Below are 19,472 nucleotides of genomic sequence, written 5' to 3'. Positions count from 1 at the left end.
GACCTCGCGCGCGTCCTCCTCGCCCGCCTTCGCTCCCCGGCCCCGCGCCCGGAGCCGGGGCGGCGGCGGCCGACGCCCGACTGCGATCCGGGAGACATGCGTGGCCGACGGGAAGCAGCGATGGCTCGAGGCGTTCACCGCGAACCCCGACGACGACCGCGCCTTCGCCGCGCTCGAAGAGCAGTACTTCCACGACGCCGACTGGGCCGCCCTCGCGGGCCTGTATCGCGCACGCCTGCGCGCGCCGTCCACCCGCAAGGACGCGCAGGCCGCTTCCGCCCTCCACTTCCGGCTCGCCCAGCTGCTCGAAGAGCGGCTCCACGACATCCCGTCCGCGATCGAGACGTACTGGGCCGTGCTGCAGATCGAGCCCGCGCACCACCGCGCCCTGCGCCAGCTGCGCCGCATCCACGCTCGCTCCGAAGACTGGAAGACCGCGCTCGAGATCGCGCAGATCGAGGAGGCGGCCGAGATTCCCGCCTACGATCGCGCCGCTGCGCTCGCCGAGGTCGGCGAGATGTGGCGCGTCGCGCTCGCCGACGCGGAGAACGCCGCGGCCTGCTTCGAGCGCGCGATCGCGATCGACGCTTCGCAGATCGACGCGCTCACGGGGCTCGCGCGCGCGCGCGAGGACCAGGGCCGCAACGCCGAGGCGGCGCGCGCCTGGCAGCGCGTGGTCGACCACCAGCGCGGGCCCGACCGCGCCGTCGCGCTCGTGCGCCTCGGTCGTCTGCTCGGCGGCGCCCTCGGCGACGCGGACCGCGCGAGCGAGTGCTACCGCCGCGCGCTCACCGACGACCCCCGCTCGCGCGAAGCGGTCGAGGCCCTCGTCGAGCACGCGGAGCGCAGCGAGCAGTGGCCGCTGCTCGTCGACCTGCTCGAGCGTCGCTTCGACCTCACCGCCGGCGCGCGCCGCCGCACCGACATCGCGCTGTCGGCGGCGCGCATCCAGCTCGAGCGCCTCGACAACCCCGCGCACGCGCGGCTGGGGCTCGCGCGCGCGCGCGAGCTCTCGCCCGACGACGCGCGCGTCCACCTCACGGCGGCCGCGGTCGAGCGGCGCGCCGGAAACGCCACCGCGCTGCTGCGCGCGCTCGAGGCCGCGATCGCCGCGAGCGCGGACGACGAAGCCGGGCCGCCGCTCGACGCGCTCGTCGAGGCCGCGCGTCTGCACGCCGCGAACGACGACGACGAACGCGCGATCGAGTACCTGCGCGCGGCCTCCGCGCGCGACGCCAGCGACCCCGACGTCGCGCGCGAGCTCGACCGCTGTCTCGCGCGCCTGTGCCGCGACGCCGACCGCGTCGACGTCCTCGAGCAGCGCGCGTCGCTCGCCGCGACGCCGCGCGAGCGCGCCGAGCTGCTGGCCGAGGCGGCGCAGCTCTCCGAGGACGTGCTCGAGGACGCCGACGCCGCGACCGCCGTCTGGGGCCGCGCGTTCGACGCCGACCCCTCGCACGGCGAGGCCGCCGCGCAGTGGATGGCGCGCCTGCGGAAGGCCGAGCGCTGGGACGACGTGCGCGACGCGCTCGAACGCGCCTGCGAGGCGACCGACGGACGCGCGCGCGTCGACCACCTGAACGCGCTCGGCGAGCTCGCGCTCGTGCGCTTCGACGACGCGGAGGGCGCCGCGCGCGCGTTCGAGCTCGCGCTCGCCGACGACCCGATCTCGCCGCGCGCGCTCGAAGGCCTCGCGACCATCGCGGAGACGAGCGGCGACGACGAGTCCATCCTGCGCGCGTACGCGCGCGAAGCGGACGTCACGACCGATCGGCGCCGCCTCGCGACGCTCGTCTGGGAGATCGCGCGCATCCACGAGGCCCACGACCGGCCGGGCGATGCGCTCGCGTGGCTCGCGCGGCTGCGCGAGGCGTGCCCCGACGATCGCGCGTGCCTCGAGGCGATCGTGCGCCTGCACGCGGTGCAGGCCGACGGCGCGCCGACGGCGGCCGAGGTCGAGGCGCTCGAGGCGCTGATCGCCGTGTCGTCGGGCGACGCGCGCGCGAGCGCGTGCAACCGGCTCGCGGAGCGGCTCGCCGCGCTCGGCCGCGACGACGACGCCGCGCAGTGGCTCGAGCGCAGCCTCGAGACCGACCCGCGCCAGCTCGAGCCGACGCAACGGCTGGTCGAGCACTACCGCGCGCGCGGCCGGCACGACCGGCGCGCACGCCTCCAGCGCCGGCTCGCCGACCTGCTCGGCCCGGGCGACGCGCAGCGCGCGTGCCTGCTCGACCTCGCCGACCTGCTCGAGACGCAGCTCGACGACGTCGACGGCGCGGCCGTGATCCTCTGGCAGGTCGCGGGCGCGAGCGATGCCGACGACGCGACGCGCGAGCGGCTCGCGAGCCTGCTCGAGCGCGCGGGGCGCCACGAGGAGCTCGCGCAGCTGCTCTTCGAGCGCCGCCGCGCGCTGCTCGCGAGCGGAGAGCCGCAGGCGCTCGCGGCCGCGCTCGACCTCGAGCTCGAGCGCGCGCGCCTGCTCACGCAGTCGCTCGGCCGCCACGAGGAGGCGGCGAGCGCGTTCCGCAGCGTGCTCGAGAGCGATCCCGACAGCGAGGCCGCCGCACAGGGCCTCGAGGCCGCCCTGCGCGCCGATCGCGACGTCGCCGGGCTCGGTGCGCTGCTGCTCGAGCGCGCCGCGCGCGCGCGCGCAGCGGGCGACACCGCGCGCGCCGTGCGCCTCGAGTTCGAGCGGGCCGCATTGTTCGAGGACGCCGACGACGCGAGCGAGCGGGCGCGCGAGGCCTACGCGCAGCTCGCGGACCAGGACGACGACGCGGCGATCGCCACGGACGCCCGCGCGCGCCTCGAAGCGCTGCTCGAGCGCGCCGGCGACTACGGCGCGCTGCGCGCGCTGCTCGAGCGCGCGCTCGAGCGCGCCGACGACGACGCGGCGCGGCGCGTCCTGCACGAGCGCCTCGCCGCCGTGTGCCGCGATCGTCTCTCCGACGTCCCGGGCGCGATCGCGCACCTCGAGGCGGCGGGCGCGATCGAGCCCGCGCGCGCCTCCATCTGGCGCACGCTCGGCCTGCTCTACGACGACCGCGAGCACGCGGAAGACCTGCGGCGCGCGATCGAATGCGAGCTCGCGTGCGACCTCGCCCCGGATCGCATCGCCGCACTCGCCGGACGCGCCGGCGCGCTCGCGCGCGAAGCGGGCGACGCCGAGGCCGCGCGCGCGCACTACGAGCGACTGCTCGCCGTCGAGCCCGGACACGCCGAGGCCAGCGAGTTCCTGATCGAATGCTATGCGGACCGCGGCGATCACGACCGCCTCGTCGCGCTGCTCGAGGCGCGCATCGCGCGGACGCTCGACTCCGCGCACGCGCGGGGCGAAGCCGCGCGCTCGCAGCGCACGTCGCTGCGCCTGCGACTCGCCGCATTGCATGCCGACGCACTCGGCGATCTTCCCGCGGCGATCGACGTGCTGCGCGCCGCCGTCGACGAGCTCGGCCCCGACCCGATCGTGGCGTCGCCCCTCGCCGACGTGCTCCAGCGCGCGGACGACGGCGCGGCGCTCGCCGCGCTGTGCCGCGCGGTCGTCGACGGTGGCGTCGCGGGGACCGAGCGCGCCGCGTGGCAGCTCCGCCTCGGCGACACGCTGCGCGCCCAGGGCGACGCGGACGGAGCGATCGGCGCGTACGAGGGCGTCGACGGGGCGAGCGCCGAGGCGCGCGCCGCGCGCGCCGCACTCTGCCCGCTCTACCGCGATACCGGCCGACCGGCGCCGCTCGCCGCGCTGCTCGAGACGCGGCTCGCCGAGGGACGCGCCGGCCGCGACGAGCAGATCGCACTGCATCGCGAGCTCGCCGCGCTCCATGCCGATGCGCTCGCGCGCCCTTCCGATGCGCTCGCACACCTGCGCGCGCTCCTCTCCCTGGATCCGACCGACCGCGCGGCGAGCCGCCAGGCGGTCGCGACGGCCGCCGCACTCGGTCGCAGCGAGGACGTCGACGCGCTGCTCGAGATCGCACTCGGCCAGTGCGCCTCGCCCGACGAGCGCGCGGACGTGCTCGTCCAGCGCGCCGAGCTCCTTCGCGACGCGCTCGCGCGCCCCGACGACGCGGCCGCCGCGCTGCGCGACGCGCTGGCCGAGGCGCCGCACCACCTCCGCGCGCGGCGCGCGCTGCGCGACCTGCACGTCGCGGCCGGCCGCTGGCGCGCGGCGCTCGACTCGCTGTTCGTCGAGGCGCGCATCGCGCCGGCCGACGAGCGGCGCGGGCTGCTCGAGCAGGGAGCGGAGCTCGCGCGCGAACGCGTGTCGATCGACGCCACGCTGCCGTGGCTCGAACGACTGCGCGCCGACGACCCCCGCGATGCCCACACGCTCGAACGCATCGCAGACGTGCACCGGCACGCGGGACGCCCGGAGGCGCTGCTGCGCGTCGTCGAGCAGCAGATCGCGATCGCCGCGTCGGCCCCGGCGCGCGCGCGGCTGCACGCCGAGCGCGCGCGCGTGCTCGAGCGCGACCTCGGCGCACCCGGCCGCGCACTCGGCGCGCTCGAGGCCGCGCACGCGTCCGACCCGAGCGACGCCGCCGTGCTGCGCGAGCTCGCTCGGCTCCGCGGTGCACTCGGACGCCCGCGCGCGCAGGTCGAGGCACTCGAGGCCCTCTGCGAGGTCGCACCCGCGAGCGAGCGGGCGGCCCTCCACGACGAAGCGGCCGCGCTGTGCGCCGGAGAGCTCGCCGACCCGGCGCGCGCCGCGCTCCACCTCGAGCGCGCGCTCGCGCAGCTCGAAGGCGACGCGCCCGCGGATCGGCGCGCCGCACTGCTGCGCGCGCTCGCCGACGCGCGGCGCAGCGAAGGGCGCGTCGGCGCATGGGCTCGCGCGAGCGAGCGCGAGCTCGAGCTCGTCGCCGACGACGCCGCGCGCAGCCTCGCCGTGCACCAGCAGCTCGCGCGCGCCTACGAGCACGAGCTCGGTGCGAGCGAGCGCGCACTCGCGCACTGGGACGCCGTGATCGAGCGGCTCGCCGGCGCGTCCGGCGCCGCCGCGGAAGCGCATGCGGACGCACTCGACGAGGCCGAGGAGGCCGGCCTGCGCCTCGCCGAGCGGCTCCACGACCCGGTCGGTCTCGAGCGACGCCTCGCGCGCTGGCTCGACCGCCACGAGGACGACGCGGCGCGCGCGCTCGCGCTGGCGCGCATCCGCAGCGAGGTCTTCCACGCCCCCGGCGCGGCGGCCGAGGCGCACCGGCGCGCGCTCGCCGCCGATCCCGAGTCGCTCGAGGCCCTGCGCGGGCTCCGCGACTGCGCCGAGCGGCTCGGCCGCGCCGACGAGGTCGCCGCGACGCTCGACCGCGAGCTCGCACTGCGCCCCGACGCACCGCCCGCGGAGCGCGGCGGCCTGTTCCGACGGCTCGGCGACGTGTGTGCGGAGCGGCTCGGCGACGCCGAGCGCGCCGCCAAGGCGTACCGCGCCGCCATCGCGCTCGACGCGGCCGACCTCGCGTCGCTGCGCGCGCTCGAGCGGATCTGCGAGGCGCGCGAGGAGTTCGACGAGGCGCTCGACCTCTACGAGCGCGAGTGCGCCGCGCTCGGCGAGCGCGAGCCCGCACGCCGCTGCGAGGCGTGGCTGCGCGCGGGAGCGATCGCGCGCGACTTCGCCAACGACCCTGCGCGCGCCCTCGCCGCCTACGACGCCGCTGCCTCGATCTCTGCGCTCGCGCCCGGCGACCACCTCGCGTGGGCCGCGCTCGTCCGCGTCTCGGGCGACCTCGCGCGCTACTGCGAGACGTTCGCTTCGTGGTGCGACCGTCCGGACGGCGGCGCACGCGCCGTCGACCACCTGCGCCTCGCCGACCAGCTCACCGAGCTCTCGCGCACCGACGACGCGCTCGAGCGCACGCGGCGCGCGACCGCGTGCGAGCCCGGCTCGCGCGACGCATGGGATGCGCTCGCCCGGCGCGAGGACGGCGCGCAGCGGCGCGCAGCGGCGACCGAAGCGCTCGAGCGCGCGGCCGCGCTCTCGCAGGGCAGCGAGGCCTGCTCGCGCTGGGTGGCCGCCGCGCTCGAGATCGAGCCGGAGGACGCGGCGCGCGCGCGCGCGCTGCTGCGTTCGGCCGTCGCGGCCGACCCGGGCGCGCCGTGGGCCCACGCGCATCTCGCGCGCACCGCCGAGAGCGTCGGCGACCTCGACGAAGCCCTTGCCGCAGCGGGACGCGCGCTCGAGGGCGCGGGCGCGCGCGGCGACGACGACGCGGGACACCTCGACGACGCGCTCCGGCTCGAAGCCGCGCTCGTCGGCGGCCGCGCCGCGGCGGCGCGCGAGAGCTGGGAATCGGCCGCGGTCTTCTTCGGAGCGGCACTCGAGATCGACCCGGACTCGGCGGACGCGCTCGACGGCGCCGCCTCCGTCCTCTGGTCGACGGGCGACGTGCCCGGAGCGCGCGAGCTGCTCGAGCGGCGACTCGCGCTCGACGCGCCCGACCCGCAGCGCGCGCTCCATCTCGCGATCGTCGGCGAAGCGCTCGAGCTCGCGGGGCGCGACGGCGACGCCGTCGAGCGCTACCGCGAGGCGCTCGCGATCGACCCGGCGCTCGCCACCGCGCGCGAGGGGCGCATCCGCGCCCTGCTGCGCGCCGGCGACGCGTCGGCCTGCGTCGCCGAGATCGAGGCGCTCGCGGATGCGGCGCGCGAGCCCGCGGAGGCCGCGCGCGCACACGCGCGCGCCGCCTCTGTGCTCCTCGACGCGACGGGCGACCGCGACGCGGCGCGCGCGCACCTCGAGCTCGCGTGCGAGCTCGACCCCGGCGCGGCCGAGGCCCGCGCCGCGCTCGCCGAGCTGCGCGCGGAGGCCGGCGACACGGACGCCGCGCTCGCGCTCGCCGACGAGGCGCGCGCGGCGGCGGACGGCGACGTGCCGATGCTCGCGCGCATCGCGCGGCTCCGCGCGGAGCTGCTCGAAGCGCGCGGTCGACGCGGCGATGCGGCGGAGGCCTGGGCCGAGCGCGCGCGGCTCGAGCCGCGGGACGTCGCGGCCGCACTCGCGCACGCCCGGCTCGAGCGCGCGGCCGGCCGCTGGCGCGACGCCGCCGACGCGCTCGCGCGCTTCGCGGTCGCGCATCCCCATCCCGACGATCTCGAGCTCGCGCGGGTCCACGAGGAGCGGGCGCGCCTGCTCGCGGGGCCGCTCGAGGACGTCGACGAGGCGATCTCCGCCTACGAGGCCGCACTCGCACTCGACCCGGAGCGCAGCGAGGCGCGCGCCAAGCTCGCGTCGCTGCTCGCGCTGATCCCGTCGCGGCGGCGCGACGCGGTCGCCGCGCACCGCGAGATCCTGCGGCGCGCGCCGACACACGCCGGCTCGCTCCGCTCGCTGCGCCGCATGGCCGAGCATGCGAACGCGGAGGCGTGCGCGCTCTCCGGGCTCGCGATCGCGCGCGCGCTCGGCATCGCGACGCCCGAGGAGCGCGAGCGCGCCTCGGTCGGGCTGCGCACCGCGCTCGCGCGCGACGCGCGACTCGACGACCCGCTGCGCGAGTCGCTGCGCCGGGCCGTCCACGAGGCGAGCGATGCGCTGGCGGCGGTCGCCGCGCGGCGCGCGGACGCGCGCGCCGCGGCCCCGGAGACCGACGGGACGAGCCCGCTCGCGCGCGCGATCGCGACCGCGCTCGGCGAGATCGCCTCCCCCGCCGTCGACCGGCTCGACGACGCCGCCCTCGCGGCCGCGCTGACGGCACTCGCCGCACTCGCTCTCGACCCCGCGAGCCCGCACGCCGACGGCGACATGGCGACGGCGCTCGACGCCGAGCTCGGACGCCGCGCCCTGCGGCGCGTGCGCAAGCAGCTCGAGGGCGCATCGCTCGAGGCGATCGCCGCCATCGACGCGGCCGCGTTCCGCGCCGATCTCGTCGCGCTCGCCGGCGCGATCGCGGTCGACCGCAACGGCGGCGATCTCCGCGCGGCGCTCGTCGCGCTCGTGCAGCGCACGCGTCCCGAGGCACGGCCCGCGGACGGCGACGACCTGACCCACCTCGTCGACGCGGACGCCGCCGCATCGCGGCTGCTCGCGCGCGTGACCGGTGCCTGGTGCGAACGAATGACCCGGGAGATCTGAGGAGAGGGCCGATGGCACGCAATTCGATCGACTCGAGCCGGCGCTTCCGACGCCGCACGGTGCGACTGCTCGTCGACTACATGGCGCCCGACGGCGTGCGCTGCGAGTACGCGACCACGCTCGGCGCGGGCGGACTGTTCATCGAGACCGAGGAGCCGGTGCGCGCGGACTCGCTGCTCAAGCTCCGCTTCCGCCTGTCGGACCAGCACGAGCTGCACGAGATCGAGGGGCGCGTCGTGTGGGTGCGGCGCACCGACGAAGGCGGCCGCCCGCACGCACCCGGCATGGGCGTCCAGTTCACGGACAGCGTCGGCTGCAGCGCGCTCGCGCGCGAGCTCGAGGACCTCGACCTCTAGTCGACCGCGAGCTCCGCCCCCGCGCGCGTTCCTCAGCCACTCGCGTCCGTCTGCGCGCCGATCGCCGCGACGAGGCGCTGGTGGAGCGCGTGACCGCCGCGCTCGACCTCGATCGCGGCGTCGAGCGGCCGCCCGAGCAGGGCGAGATCGCCGACGAGGTCGAGGGCCTTGTGGCGCACGGGCTCGTCGGGGACGCGCAGCCCGCCCGGCGTGATCACGCCCTTCGCGTCGAAGACGACCGCGTTCGCGAGATCGCCACCGAGCGCGAGACCCGCGCTGCGCAGGGCCTCGACCTCCTCGACGAATCCGAACGTGCGCGCGGGCGCGAGCGCCCGCGCGAAGAGCTCGGCGTCGATCGGCCCGAGCGCGAGCTCCTGGCGTCCGATCGCGGGATGCGGGAAGTCGATCGCGTAGCGCACGTGGAGTCCGTCGGCGGGGAGCGCGCGAATGCGGCGCGTGCCGTCCTCGATCTCGATCGGCCGCGCGAGACGCAGCCGCACGCGCTCCGCGTCCTGCGCGACGCGACCGGCGCGTTCGAGGAGCGCGACGAAGGGCGCTGCGCTCCCGTCGGCGGCCGGCACCTCGGGCCCGTCGAGCTCGACGCGCGCGTTGTCGATGCCGAGCGCGAAGAGCGCGGCGAGCAGGTGCTCGACCGTGGCGACACTCGCCTCGCCGCAGCGCAGCGTCGTCGCGCGGCGCACCGAGCCGAGCGCGCTCGAGCGCGCGGGGATCTCGGCCGAGTCGAGGTCGGTCCGGACGAACACGACGCCCGCGTCCGCGGGCGCCGGGGCCACGCGCATCGCGACGACGCGGCCGCCGTGGAGACCGACGCCGACGAAGCGCGCCTCTCCGGCGAGCGTGTGCTGTCGCTGCATGGCGGCCCCCGCTGCGGAGCGCGCGACGAGCGCGCTCGCGCGCGGGATCCTACTCCGCGGGGAGTCCGAGGCGGGGATTCAGGACGCGAGCGACGCCTTCACGGCGTCGAGGATCTCGGTCGCGCTCTGGAAGCGCGCATCGGCGTCCTTGGCGAGGCAGCGATCGATGATCCGCGCGAGCGCCTCCGGCACCTCGGGCCGGATCGACCGGACGTCGGGCGCGGGCGTGTGGACGTGGTGGTAGGGGATGTTGCCCTCCTTGAACGGCACGCTCCCCGTGACGAGCTCGAACGCCGTGACACCGAGCGAGTAGATGTCGGTGCGGTGGTCGACGTTCTTCCCGAGCGTCTGCTCGGGACTCATGTAGTACGGCGTTCCCGAGACGACGGTCGTGTGGTTGCGCACCTCCTCGACGACCTTCGCGAGGCCGAAGTCCATGATCTTGGCCTTCTTGTCGCGCGTCCACATCGCGTTCGCCGTCTTGATGTCGCGGTGCACGACCTTCTTCTCGTGCGCGTATGCGAGCGCCTCGCAGATCTGGACCAGGACGTGGAGGACGCCGGCGGGCGAGATCGCCCCGCGTCGCCGCAGGATCTCCTTGAGCGTCGTGCCGTCCACGTACTCCATCGCGATGTAGTAGCGGCCGTCCTGCTCGCCCGTGTCGTAGATGGTCACGATGTTCGGGTGGTTGAGCTTCGCGGCGGCCTTCGCCTCGCGGAAGAAGTTCCGGAGCGCCTGCGGGTTCTCGCGCAGCGAGTCGGGGAGCACCTTGAACGCGACGAGGCGATCGAGCGCCGTGTCGCGCGCCTTGTAGACGATGCCCATCCCGCCGCGGCCGAGCTCGCCGACGATCTCGTAGCGGCCGGACTGCGAGCTCACGGCGACGGTCGGCGCGCTGGTCGTGCCCTGCGACGTGAGCGCGGGCTCGTGGTCCTGCACGGCCGGGCGCAGCCGCACCACGCGCTGCTCGACGTCGCGATGGTGGTAGTCGATGCCCATGATCTTCTCGTAGATCTCGAGCGCCTCGACCGGTGCGTGGTTCGCCTCGAAGAGCGTCGCGAGCGTGTAGAACATCGGGAGCGTGTCGCGATCGAGCTCGGCGTCGCCGATCGCCTGACGGAGCTGCTTGATCGCGAGCGAGAGCTGCCCGCGCGCGCGGAAGATGTCGGCGAGGAGCGCGGACGCGGTCGCGAAGCCCTCGCCGGTCACCTGCTGGAGGACGGTGATGGCCTCGTCGTCCATGCCCTCGCGGTGGTAGGCCTGGCCCGCCTCGAGCAGGCGCCCGGCCTTCTCGAGCAGCGCGGCCTCGCGCTCGCCCTGTCCCGAGAGCGCACAGCACTCCGCGGCCTGCGCATAGCTTCCCGCGCGCTCGTACTCGTCCGCGGCGCGCACGCGGTCGCCGGCGAGGTGGAACATCTCGGCGGCCTGGGCGTGCTCCTGCTGCCGCGCATAGCACTCGCCCGCCTCGGCGAACGCCTCGAGCTGTCGGTAGAGGTCGCCGGCCGCCATGTGGTCGTGCGCGGAGGCGAGGTGTTCGGCGGCGGTGCGCAGATCGCCCTGGCTCCGGAAGTGCTCGCCGAGCAGCCGCTCGGCCTCCGCGGTCTCGCCGAGTGCCTGCAGCGCACCGGCGGCCTTCTCGAGGTCGCCCGCGTCCTTGAAGAGCTCGGAGGCGCGTCCGTACTCGCCGAGCTGCATGGCGATCGCGGCGGCCTCGGCCTCGCAGCGGCCTCGTTCGAGCACCGCGAGCGCGCGCTCGGGCGCCTGCGCGCGCAGGAAGAGCTTGCCGGCCTGACGGACGAGCTTGAGCAGCTCGGCCTGCTTCGCCGGATCCTGCGCGCCTCCCTTGAGCGTCTCGTCGGTGAAGACCTGGTCGAGGCACTCCGCGGCCTCGAGCCAGAGCTGGCACTTCACATAACATTGCGCGGCGTGCCGGAGGAACTCGACCTCGCGGTAGAGCTCCGCGGCCCGCCGGAAGTCGCCCGCCTTCTCGAACATCTCGGCGGCCGTGCTCTTGCCGTCCACCTCGAGATAGCAGTCGGCGGCGCGCGCGAACTCGCCCTGCTGCGCGAAGATCGTCGCGGCCGAGGCGAAATCCTCGGCCTCGACGTAGAGCTCGGCCGCCTCGAGGAAGCGGTTCTGGTCGTGGCGGATCTCGGCGGCGCGCGTCGGCTCGCCCGCCTTCAGGAAGAGCTCGGCCGCCTTGTCGAAGTCGTCGCACGAGAAGAGGATCTCGGCGGCGTCGTGGTACTGGCCCTTGCGCGCGAGCGCGTGTGCCTGCTTCAGCGACTTCTTGACGAGCCGGCGGTCGAGCTTCGACGCCCCGCCCGTCGAGCCCTGCTCCGACGCGTCGGGGTCGCCGCGCTCCCTGCGCCGGCGCAGGGCGACCGCGAACAGCGCGAGCGCGAGTCCGCCGGCGCCGTACGCGACGGGGGCGGAGCCGAGCGTGTCGAGGGTGCGGGACGCGAGCGCGCGATCGCCGCTCACCTTCGCGATCGCGTCGCGAACGGAGCGCGTCGCTCCCGCGTCCGGCGCGTGGAGGACGGCGAGGCCCGCCGCAGCCGTGACGCCGAGGGAGACCGCGAGCGCGAACGCGGCAATGCGAGCCACCAACCCCACGGATTCGTTCCACCTCGCGCCCGGGTTCCCGGCCTCCATCGGTCGGCCCGCCGGCCGCGTTGAGTCGCGCGAGCCGCGTCGGTCGCCGTCGGTCGAACGCGGCTCTCGCGTAGAATCGGCCGCCGTGCAGCTGGAGTGGCCCCTCGCGCGCGGCGCCCGCGGCGTCCGGCGCCGGAGCCCCGCGATGCGGGGTGCCGCGGGTGCGGCCGCTCGCGCGGCCCTCGCGCTCGCGACGGCCGCCGCCGCACTCGCGCACGAGGCCGATGCGGCGCCCGACGTGCCGGATTCCGCTCCCTTCGACCTCCTCGAGCTCCGCGTGCCCGGCCGCGCCGTCCAGGCGTGGAGCCTGGCACCGTCCGTCTCGTGCCCGTCGCCGCTCGCGCGCACGCTGCTCGTCCTGTCCGTGGACGGCGTCCCGCCGCGCGAGCGCCGCCGCGCGAACGGCTTCGCCTGCCTGCCGGCGGCGAACGGCGGCTCGCCCGCGTCGGAGGGCGGCGCCGAGACGGCGGAACGGGCGCCGATCGTGCCCTCCTTCACGCTGCCCATCCCGCGCGACATCGTCGGCGTCGACAGCGCCGACGCCCGACCGGACTGGCCCGGCGACGAGCTGCTCCTCGTCGCGGGCGACGGCCTCCGCGTGCTCGCCACCGACGGCTCGGGGGCCGTGCAGCGCATCGCGGGGAGCGGCCCGCTGCCGCTCCCCGCGCGCACGCGCGCGGTGTCTCGCATGCCGGTCGCCGGCCGCTGGAACGGGCGCGACGAGCTCTCCGTCCTGCTCCCGACCGCGGGCGGCGTGCGCTGGCTGCGCCTGCGGGACGGCGCGCGGGTCGAGCTCGCCCTCCCGATCGAGAGCGACTACCGCAACGCGACCGCGGAGCCGCCCGCCGACGCCCCCGAGCTCACGACGGCGACGCTCGCGTGGCCCGCGCTCGCGATGGCGGACGACGACGGCGACGGACGCGACGACCTGTTCGCGCTGTGGCGGTTCGGCGCGTGGGTCTTCCGCACGACCGGCGACGGCCCGACCGGGTTCGCGCCCGCGCCGGGCGGCGTCCTCGGGCCGACGCGCCGCGCCGAGTTCAAGCCCTTCAGCGACGAAGAGGAGATCCGGCACGCGGCCTCCGACGTGCAGATCTTCGCGCGCGACCTCGACCGCGACGGGCGCGCCGATCTCGTCGTCGACCGCACGATGGGCGGGATGCTGAAGAGCTGGGCGTCGACCGAGGTGCACCGCAACGGCGGCGCCGGCGCCGAGACGGGCGACGCGCACGTCGCGCGCCTCGAGACCCAGGGCGCGATCGCCGGCGTCGACGTGCTCGACCTCGACGGGGACGCTCGCAGCGAGATCTTCCGCACGCTGCTCGCCTTCAACGCGCGCCAGCTGCTGCGCTTCGTGGCGACGGGCCGCGCGCGCGTGGACTTCTCGGTGCTCGCACTCGACGCCGGCGCGGACGACGGCTTGCGCGAGACGTGGCGGGACAGTGTCTCGCTCGAGCTCGATTGGACGACGGGGCGCATCGCGGGTGTCTTCCCCGACCTGCGCGGCGACTGGAACGGCGACGGGCGCGCCGACCTCGTGCTGCCCGACGGCGCACGCCGCATCGCGATCCGGCTCGGCGAGGACGGCGAGCACGGGGCCGCGTTCGGCGGCACGGCGGCCGTCCAGCCGTTCCCCCTCGATGCCGCGTCGATCGAGGCCGCGGACCTCGACGGCGACGCGCTCGACGACCTCGTCGCGTTCGATCCGCGCAGCCCCGACGGGCGCGTCTTCGTGCTCCGCAACCGCGGAGTCCTTCCCGGAACGCCGACCGCGCCCGTCCTGCGCGCGGCCGAGCCCGACGAGCCTCGTTAGTCGAGGGCGCGCCGTCGACGCGCACGCGGTCTCAGAGGAGGCGCCGCTGCGCGCCCGGCGTCTCGGGCGCCGCGACGCCGAAGTGCTCACGCGCGCGGCGCGTCGCGACGCGGCCGCGGGGCGTGCGATCGAGGAAGCCCTGGTGGATGAGGTAGGGCTCGACGACGTCCTCGATCGTTCCGCGGTCCTCGCCGACGGCGGCGGCGAGCGTGTCGAGCCCGACCGGCCCGCCGTCGAACTTCTCGAGCAGCGTCAGCATGAAGCTGCGGTCGAGGGCGTCGAGCCCCGCCTCGTCCACGTCGAGACGCTCGAGCGCGTGGCGCGCGGTCGCGAGCGAGACGCGGCCGTCGGCCGCGCCGTCGACGGACGCGAAGTCGCGCACGCGGCGCAGCAGGCGGTTCGCGATCCGCGGCGTGCCGCGGCAGCGCGACGCGATCTCACCCGCGGCGTCGGCGTCGACGTCGACGCCGAGGATGCGACCCGAGCGGCGCACGATCTCGGCGAGATCGTCGACCGGGTAGTACTCGAGCCGCGCGCTCCATCCGAAGCGGTCGCGCAGCGGCGACGTGAGCAGACCGGCGCGCGTCGTCGCACCGACGAGCGTGAAGCGGGGGAGATCGAGGCGGAAGGATCGCGCAGCGGGCCCCTCGCCGATCATGAGGTCGAGCTGGAAGTCCTCCATCGCGGGGTAGAGGATCTCCTCGACCGCGGCCGAGAGGCGGTGGATCTCGTCGATGAACAGCACGTCGCCGGGCTCGAGGTTCGAGAGCAGCGCGGCGAGGTCGCCCGGTCGCTCGACGACCGGGCCGCTCGTCGCGCGGAACTGCGCACCGAGCTCGTTCGCGACGATGCGGGCGAGCGACGTCTTGCCGAGCCCGGGCGGTCCGTGGAAGAGCACGTGGTCGAGGGCTTCGCCGCGCGCGCGCGCCGCCTTCACGAAGACGGCGAGGTTCTCGCGCAGCCGCCGCTGGCCGACCATGTCGGCGAGCGCGCGCGGGCGCAGCGACTCCTCGAAGTGACGCTCGTCGGCGCGCGGATCGACGCTCGCGTCGCCGCGCAGTCCCTCGCTTCGTTCGCCCATCCCGTCTCCCTCGCGTCTCCCTCGGCGCCTCCCGCCGCGCGCTCGGCCCGCGTGCGCGGGCCGAGTGGCACCTAGCCCGCGAGCCCGCGCAACGCGGCGCGGATCAGCGCCTCCGTCGACGCCCCGTCTCCCGCCTCGGCGCGCGCGGCCGCGACGACCTTCTCCGCCTGCGCGCGCGGGTAACCGAGATTCGTGAGCGCCGACAACGCCTCGTCCTCCGCGCTCGCGGCGGGAGCGGCGGCGGCGCCAGCGGACGCGGCGGCCTCCGCACCGCCGAGCGCGAGCTCGGCCGCGCGATCGCGCAGCTCGACGACCATGCGCTCGGCGAGCTTGCGTCCGACGCCGGGGATGCGGCAGAGGGCCGTCACGTCGCTCGCGCGAAGGCTCGCGAGGAGGCGTTCGGGCGGCATGCCGGAGAGCACCGTCTGCGCGAGCCGCGGCCCGACGCGGCTCGCGCGCAGCAGCAGCTCGAAGACGTCGCGCTCCGCGCGCGACGCGAAGCCGAAGAGCTGGATCGCCTCCTCGCGCACGTGCGTGTGCACGTGCATGGCGACCGTCTTGCCCTCGTCGGGCAGCGCGGCGTACGAGTGCAGCGACACGTGGAGCTCGTAGCCGACGCCGGCGACGTCGACGACGATGCGCGTCGGCTCCTTGTCGCGCAGGACTCCCTCGACGCGCGCGATCACGGCGCGCGCCTCGCGCGCCACTGCGACTCGCTCGTCGCGCGCGACGCGCGGCGCCGCCGCCCGCCGACGACACCGAGGCGCGCGAGATCGCCCGCCTGCGCGTGCGCGATGGCCGCCGCGAGCGCGTCGGCGGCGTCGGACTGAGGGCGCGCGTCGAGCGCGAGCAGCCGCCCGACCATCGCCTGGACCTGCACCTTCGACGCCGCACCGGTGCCGACGACCGATTTCTTGATCTCGCGCGGCGCGAGCTCGTGCACGGGGATGCCAGCGGCGCCGAGCGCGGCGAGGACGGCGCCGCGCGCCTGGCCGAGCACGAGCGCGGAGCCCGCGCTCGCCGCCACGAAGACGCGCTCGACGACCGCCGCGTCCGGTGCGTGGGCATCGATGACCCGGCGCACCTCGTCGTGGAGGACGCCGAGGCGATGCGCGAGGGCCGCCGCGCGCGGCGGGCGCAGCGTCCCGTGCGCGACGTGTACGAGGCGCGACCCGTCGCGATCGACGAGGCCGTATCCCGTCGCCACCGAGCCGGGGTCGATTCCCAGGATGCGCATGCGTCTCCCGCGGAGGAAGCGTTGCGGGGGTCGGGCTCGAACGCCGCGGGGAGGAGCGGCGCGCCGCACTGTAGCAGCGTCTTCGCCTTCCGTTCGCTCGCGTCCGTCCGCTCGGGGTGGCCGGCCTCGGCCGCGCGCCTCAGCTCGCGAGCTCGCCGAGCTCCTCGTCGGCGATGTCCGCATTCGCGTAGACCTGCTGGACGTCGTCGAGATCCTCGAGCGCGTCCGAGAGCTTCAGCATCTGCTCGGCGTCCTTGCCCGTCACCGAGACGGTGGTGCTCGGCTCGAGCGCGAGCTCGGCGGCGACGACCTCGAACCCCGCCTCGGCGATGGCGTCGCGCACGGCGCCGAACCCGGTCGGGCTCGTGCTGACGTCGATCGCGTCGTCGCCTTCCTCGACGTCGTCGGCGCCCGCTTCGAGGGCGACCTCCATCAGCCGGTCGCCGTCCGCCCCCTCGCGGGCGACGCTGATGAGCCCCCGGCGCTCGAACAGGTAGGCCACGCATCCCGAGCTCCCGAGGTTGCCCCCGTGCTTCGAGAGCGCGTGGCGGATCTCGCCGGCCGTGCGGTTGCGGTTGTCGGTGAGCGCCTCGATCAGGATGGCGACTCCGCCGGGCCCGTAGCCCTCGTAGACGCACTCCTCGTAGGTCTCGCCGTCGTCGCCGCCGCCGACGCCCTTCGCGATCGCGCGCGCGATGTTGTCCTTGGGCATGTTGGCGGCCTTCGCCTTGTCGACGATGAGGCGCAGCCGGGGGTTGGAATCGATCTCGCCGCCCCCGATGCGGGCCGCGGTCGCGATCTCGCGGATCAGCTTGGTGAAGATCTTCCCGCGCTTCGCATCCGCTGCGCCCTTCTTGCGCTTGATCGTCGACCACTTGGAATGCCCGGACATCGCACGCCCCTCGCACGCGCCGCGCCGTCGGGAGCACCGGACGCGGTGCGGCCCGGCGCGAGCGGGGCGGGAACCTGACGCGTCGCCGAATGCGCCGCAAGCGGGCCGCGGCGTTCAGGCCTGCGCACGAAGTGCCGATAGCCCCGTCGGCGCCGGGGTCGCACCCCGGAGGGTCGCGCCTGCGCTCGGCATCGACGGCGCGCCCGACCTCGCCACGCGACGCGCGCGCGACACGGGGGAGGAGTGATGTCGGAGCTGGCTGTCGGAATCGACCTCGGCACGAGCAATTCGTGCGTCGCGGTCGCGCGCGGCGGCGAGGTCGAGGTGCTCGCCAACGCCTACGGCGAGCGCACGACCGCGAGCGTCGTCGCCTTCCACGACGACGGCATGATCGAGGTCGGCAACCGCGCCAAGGCCAACATCATCCACGACCCCGAGAACACGATCTACTCCGCGAAGCGCCTGATCGGGCGGTACTTCTTCTCCGAGGAAGTGAAGAAGGCGCAGGCGGTCTGCTCGTACGAGATCGTCGAGGGCCCGTCGCACACCGTGCGCGTGATGGCGCGCGAGGAGGAGTTCTCGCTCCCCGAAGTCTCGGCGATGGTGCTGCGCGAGATGAAGCAGATCGCCGAGCAGCGGCTCGGTCACGAGGTCACGAAGGCCGTCATCACGGTGCCGGCCTACTTCAACGACAACCAGCGCCAGGCGACGAAGGACGCCGGCAAGATCGCCGGGCTCGAGGTGCTCCGCATCCTGAACGAGCCCACCGCGGCCGCGCTCGCCTACGGCTTCGGCAAGGGGCTCAACCAGCGCGTCGCGGTCTACGACCTCGGCGGCGGCACCTTCGACGTGTCGGTGCTCGAGATCGGCAAGGACATCTTCGAGGTCCTGTCGACCTGCGGCGACACCTTCCTCGGCGGCGACGACTTCGACGACCGGCTGATCGACCTGCTCGCCGACGAGTTCGTCGCCAAGGAGGGCATCAACCTCCGCCAGGACCCGTTCGCGTTCGAGAAGATCAAGGTCGCGGCCGAGAACGCGAAGAAGGCCTTCTCGCGCGACGATCACGTCGAGATCCGCATCCCCGACATCGCCGTGGGCGAGGACGGCGTCCCGCGCTCGCTCGAGCGCACGATGACGCAGGCCGAGTACGCCGCGCTCGTGCAGGACCTCGTGATGCGGACCTTCAAGGTCTGCGACGAGGCCATGCAGCAGGCCGACCTGACGACGCGCGACCTCGACGGCGTGATCCTGGTCGGCGGCCCGACGCGGCTCCCGATCATCCGCCAGGCGGTCGCGGACTACTTCCAGCAGGTGCCGAAGGACGACGTGGACCCGGACGAGGTCGTCGCCTGCGGCGCCGCCATCCACGCGGCGTCGTTGACCGGCACCACCGCGACCGCGACGAACGACGACGCGTTCCTGCTCGACGTCACGCCGCTCGACCTGCGCATCGGCGTCGCGGGCGGGCTCGCCGAGCCCGTGATCGAGCGCAACACGCCGGTCCCCATCGAGCAGACGCGGCGCTTCACGACGACGCGCGACTTCCAGGAGTCGGTGCAGATCAAGGTCTACCAGGGCGGCGAGCGCCAGGCCGACGCGAACGAGATGCTCGGCCAGTTCGAGTTCTCGGGCTTCAAGAAGGCGCGCCGCGGCGACGTCGCGATCGACGTCACCTTCGAGATCAACGCGGACGGCATCGTGAACGTCACCGCGTTCGACCCCGACACCGAGCAGCGCGCGTCGACCCGCATCACGCTTTCGTCGGGCCTCTCGGACGCCGAGCTCGACGCGATCATCGAGAACGACAAGACCGCGCGCGTGCAGACGGCCGCGGCTCCGGGCGCGGCCGCCGCCGCCCTGCCCGCGGCCGAGGATGCGGACCTCGCGACGCTCGACGCCGCGAGCGACATCCTCGAGATCGAAGACGCGTCGCGCGCACCCGCGCTCGAGCCGGCGCCGCCCGTCGAGCCGCCGCCGGCACTCGCGCGCGAGTCCGCTGTCGCGGGCGAGCCCGAGGTCGTCGTTCCGCCGGCCGCGGCGCTCCGCGGCCCGACGACCGCCGAGGCCGCACTCGAGGACGTCGTCTCGCGCGACAACCAGATCGACTTCGGTGCGGAGGGCGACCTCGAGGTCGACGACGGACCGGTCGAGCTCGAGGTCGACGACGAGCCGCTCGCGAGGGCCGCGGCCCCTCCCGCCGCGACCGCTCCCGCCGCCCCGGTCGCCGATCTCGCCACGCCGCCCGCCGACGACGAGCTCGGGCTCGACGCCGGCGACGACGCCGACCTCGACATCGACGAGGAGGAGCTCCTCGAGCTCGCCGACGTCGTGGTCGACGAGGCGCCGACGCAGCCGCGTCTCCCGGAAGAGCCCGCGACCGAGATCGCGCTCGGCGGCGACGCCGCGATCGAGATCGACACCGCACCGGTGTCGAAGGAAGACCTCTTCGACACGGGCAACGTCGACCTGTCCGCAGGCGACGACGGGGAGCGCTAGGC

General features: G+C 75.6%; 10 protein-coding genes. 4 read left to right on the top strand and 6 right to left on the bottom strand.

Annotated features, from left to right (window positions below; genetic code table 11):
• The first annotated feature begins 100 nt into the window (after positions 1-100).
• Together R3E88_20990 and R3E88_20985 are read left to right on the top strand one after the other, a co-directional pair.
• Positions 101-8,062 carry a hypothetical protein gene (locus R3E88_20990; GenBank protein ID MEZ4218955.1) on the top strand — a complete coding sequence of 2,654 codons (7,962 nt, stop codon included), beginning with the start codon at positions 101-103 and terminating at the stop codon, positions 8,060-8,062.
• 11 nt (positions 8,063-8,073) lie between these two features.
• The gene (locus tag R3E88_20985; protein ID MEZ4218954.1) at positions 8,074-8,418 is read left to right on the top strand and encodes a PilZ domain-containing protein; all 345 of its coding nucleotides are present in this window, start codon (positions 8,074-8,076) and stop codon (positions 8,416-8,418) included.
• Between the two features lie 32 nt (positions 8,419-8,450).
• Here the strand turns inward: R3E88_20985 and lpxC are convergent, their stop codons facing one another.
• Together lpxC and R3E88_20975 are read right to left on the bottom strand one after the other, a co-directional pair.
• Complete coding sequence (gene lpxC / locus R3E88_20980; GenBank protein ID MEZ4218953.1) at positions 8,451-9,293, bottom strand: UDP-3-O-acyl-N-acetylglucosamine deacetylase; 843 nt, start codon at positions 9,291-9,293, stop codon at positions 8,451-8,453.
• A 78-nt stretch (positions 9,294-9,371) separates the two neighbouring features.
• Positions 9,372-11,900, bottom strand: coding sequence for a protein kinase (locus R3E88_20975; GenBank protein MEZ4218952.1), 2,529 nt, complete (start codon positions 11,898-11,900; stop codon positions 9,372-9,374).
• A 133-nt stretch (positions 11,901-12,033) separates the two neighbouring features.
• Here R3E88_20975 and R3E88_20970 point away from each other — a divergent pair, with 133 nt between their 5' ends.
• Positions 12,034-13,761, top strand: coding sequence for a hypothetical protein (locus R3E88_20970; GenBank protein MEZ4218951.1), 1,728 nt, complete (start codon positions 12,034-12,036; stop codon positions 13,759-13,761).
• Between the two features lie 31 nt (positions 13,762-13,792).
• Here R3E88_20970 and ruvB read toward each other — a convergent pair whose 3' ends face one another.
• From ruvB to R3E88_20950, 4 genes are all read right to left on the bottom strand, one after another.
• Positions 13,793-14,842 (bottom strand): Holliday junction branch migration DNA helicase RuvB, encoded by a 1,050-nt coding sequence (gene ruvB, locus R3E88_20965; GenBank protein ID MEZ4218950.1) that lies wholly within the window; start codon positions 14,840-14,842, stop codon positions 13,793-13,795.
• Positions 14,843-14,913: 71 nt separating this feature from the next.
• Positions 14,914-15,528 (bottom strand): Holliday junction branch migration protein RuvA, encoded by a 615-nt coding sequence (gene ruvA / locus R3E88_20960; protein MEZ4218949.1) that lies wholly within the window; start codon positions 15,526-15,528, stop codon positions 14,914-14,916.
• Entirely contained in the window at positions 15,525-16,079 is a 555-nt protein-coding gene (gene ruvC, locus R3E88_20955; protein MEZ4218948.1) for a crossover junction endodeoxyribonuclease RuvC, read from the bottom strand. Before ruvC ends, ruvA begins: the two co-directional genes overlap by 4 nt.
• Positions 16,080-16,218: 139 nt before the next feature.
• Positions 16,219-16,971, bottom strand: coding sequence for a YebC/PmpR family DNA-binding transcriptional regulator (locus R3E88_20950; GenBank protein ID MEZ4218947.1), 753 nt, complete (start codon positions 16,969-16,971; stop codon positions 16,219-16,221).
• Between the two features lie 243 nt (positions 16,972-17,214).
• On the opposite strand from R3E88_20950, the gene R3E88_20945 reads away from it, so the two are divergent.
• Complete coding sequence (locus R3E88_20945; GenBank protein MEZ4218946.1) at positions 17,215-19,470, top strand: Hsp70 family protein; 2,256 nt, start codon at positions 17,215-17,217, stop codon at positions 19,468-19,470.
• The last annotated feature ends 2 nt before the right edge of the window (positions 19,471-19,472 follow it).

The organism is Myxococcota bacterium (genome assembly GCA_041389495.1).
Taxonomy (GTDB): domain Bacteria; phylum Myxococcota_A; class UBA9160; order UBA9160; family UBA4427; genus JAWKRT01.
This window is presented reverse-complemented; position numbering and strand designations above follow the sequence as displayed.

Coding starts and splice junctions, on each gene's coding strand:
- R3E88_20985 (MEZ4218954.1), top strand. CDS start 8,074: ATGGCACGCAATTCGATCGACTCGAGCCGGCGCTTCCGACGCCGCACG.
- lpxC (MEZ4218953.1), bottom strand. CDS start 9,293: ATGCAGCGACAGCACACGCTCGCCGGAGAGGCGCGCTTCGTCGGCGTC.
- ruvB (MEZ4218950.1), bottom strand. CDS start 14,842: ATGGGCGAACGAAGCGAGGGACTGCGCGGCGACGCGAGCGTCGATCCG.
- ruvC (MEZ4218948.1), bottom strand. CDS start 16,079: ATGCGCATCCTGGGAATCGACCCCGGCTCGGTGGCGACGGGATACGGC.
- R3E88_20950 (MEZ4218947.1), bottom strand. CDS start 16,971: ATGTCCGGGCATTCCAAGTGGTCGACGATCAAGCGCAAGAAGGGCGCA.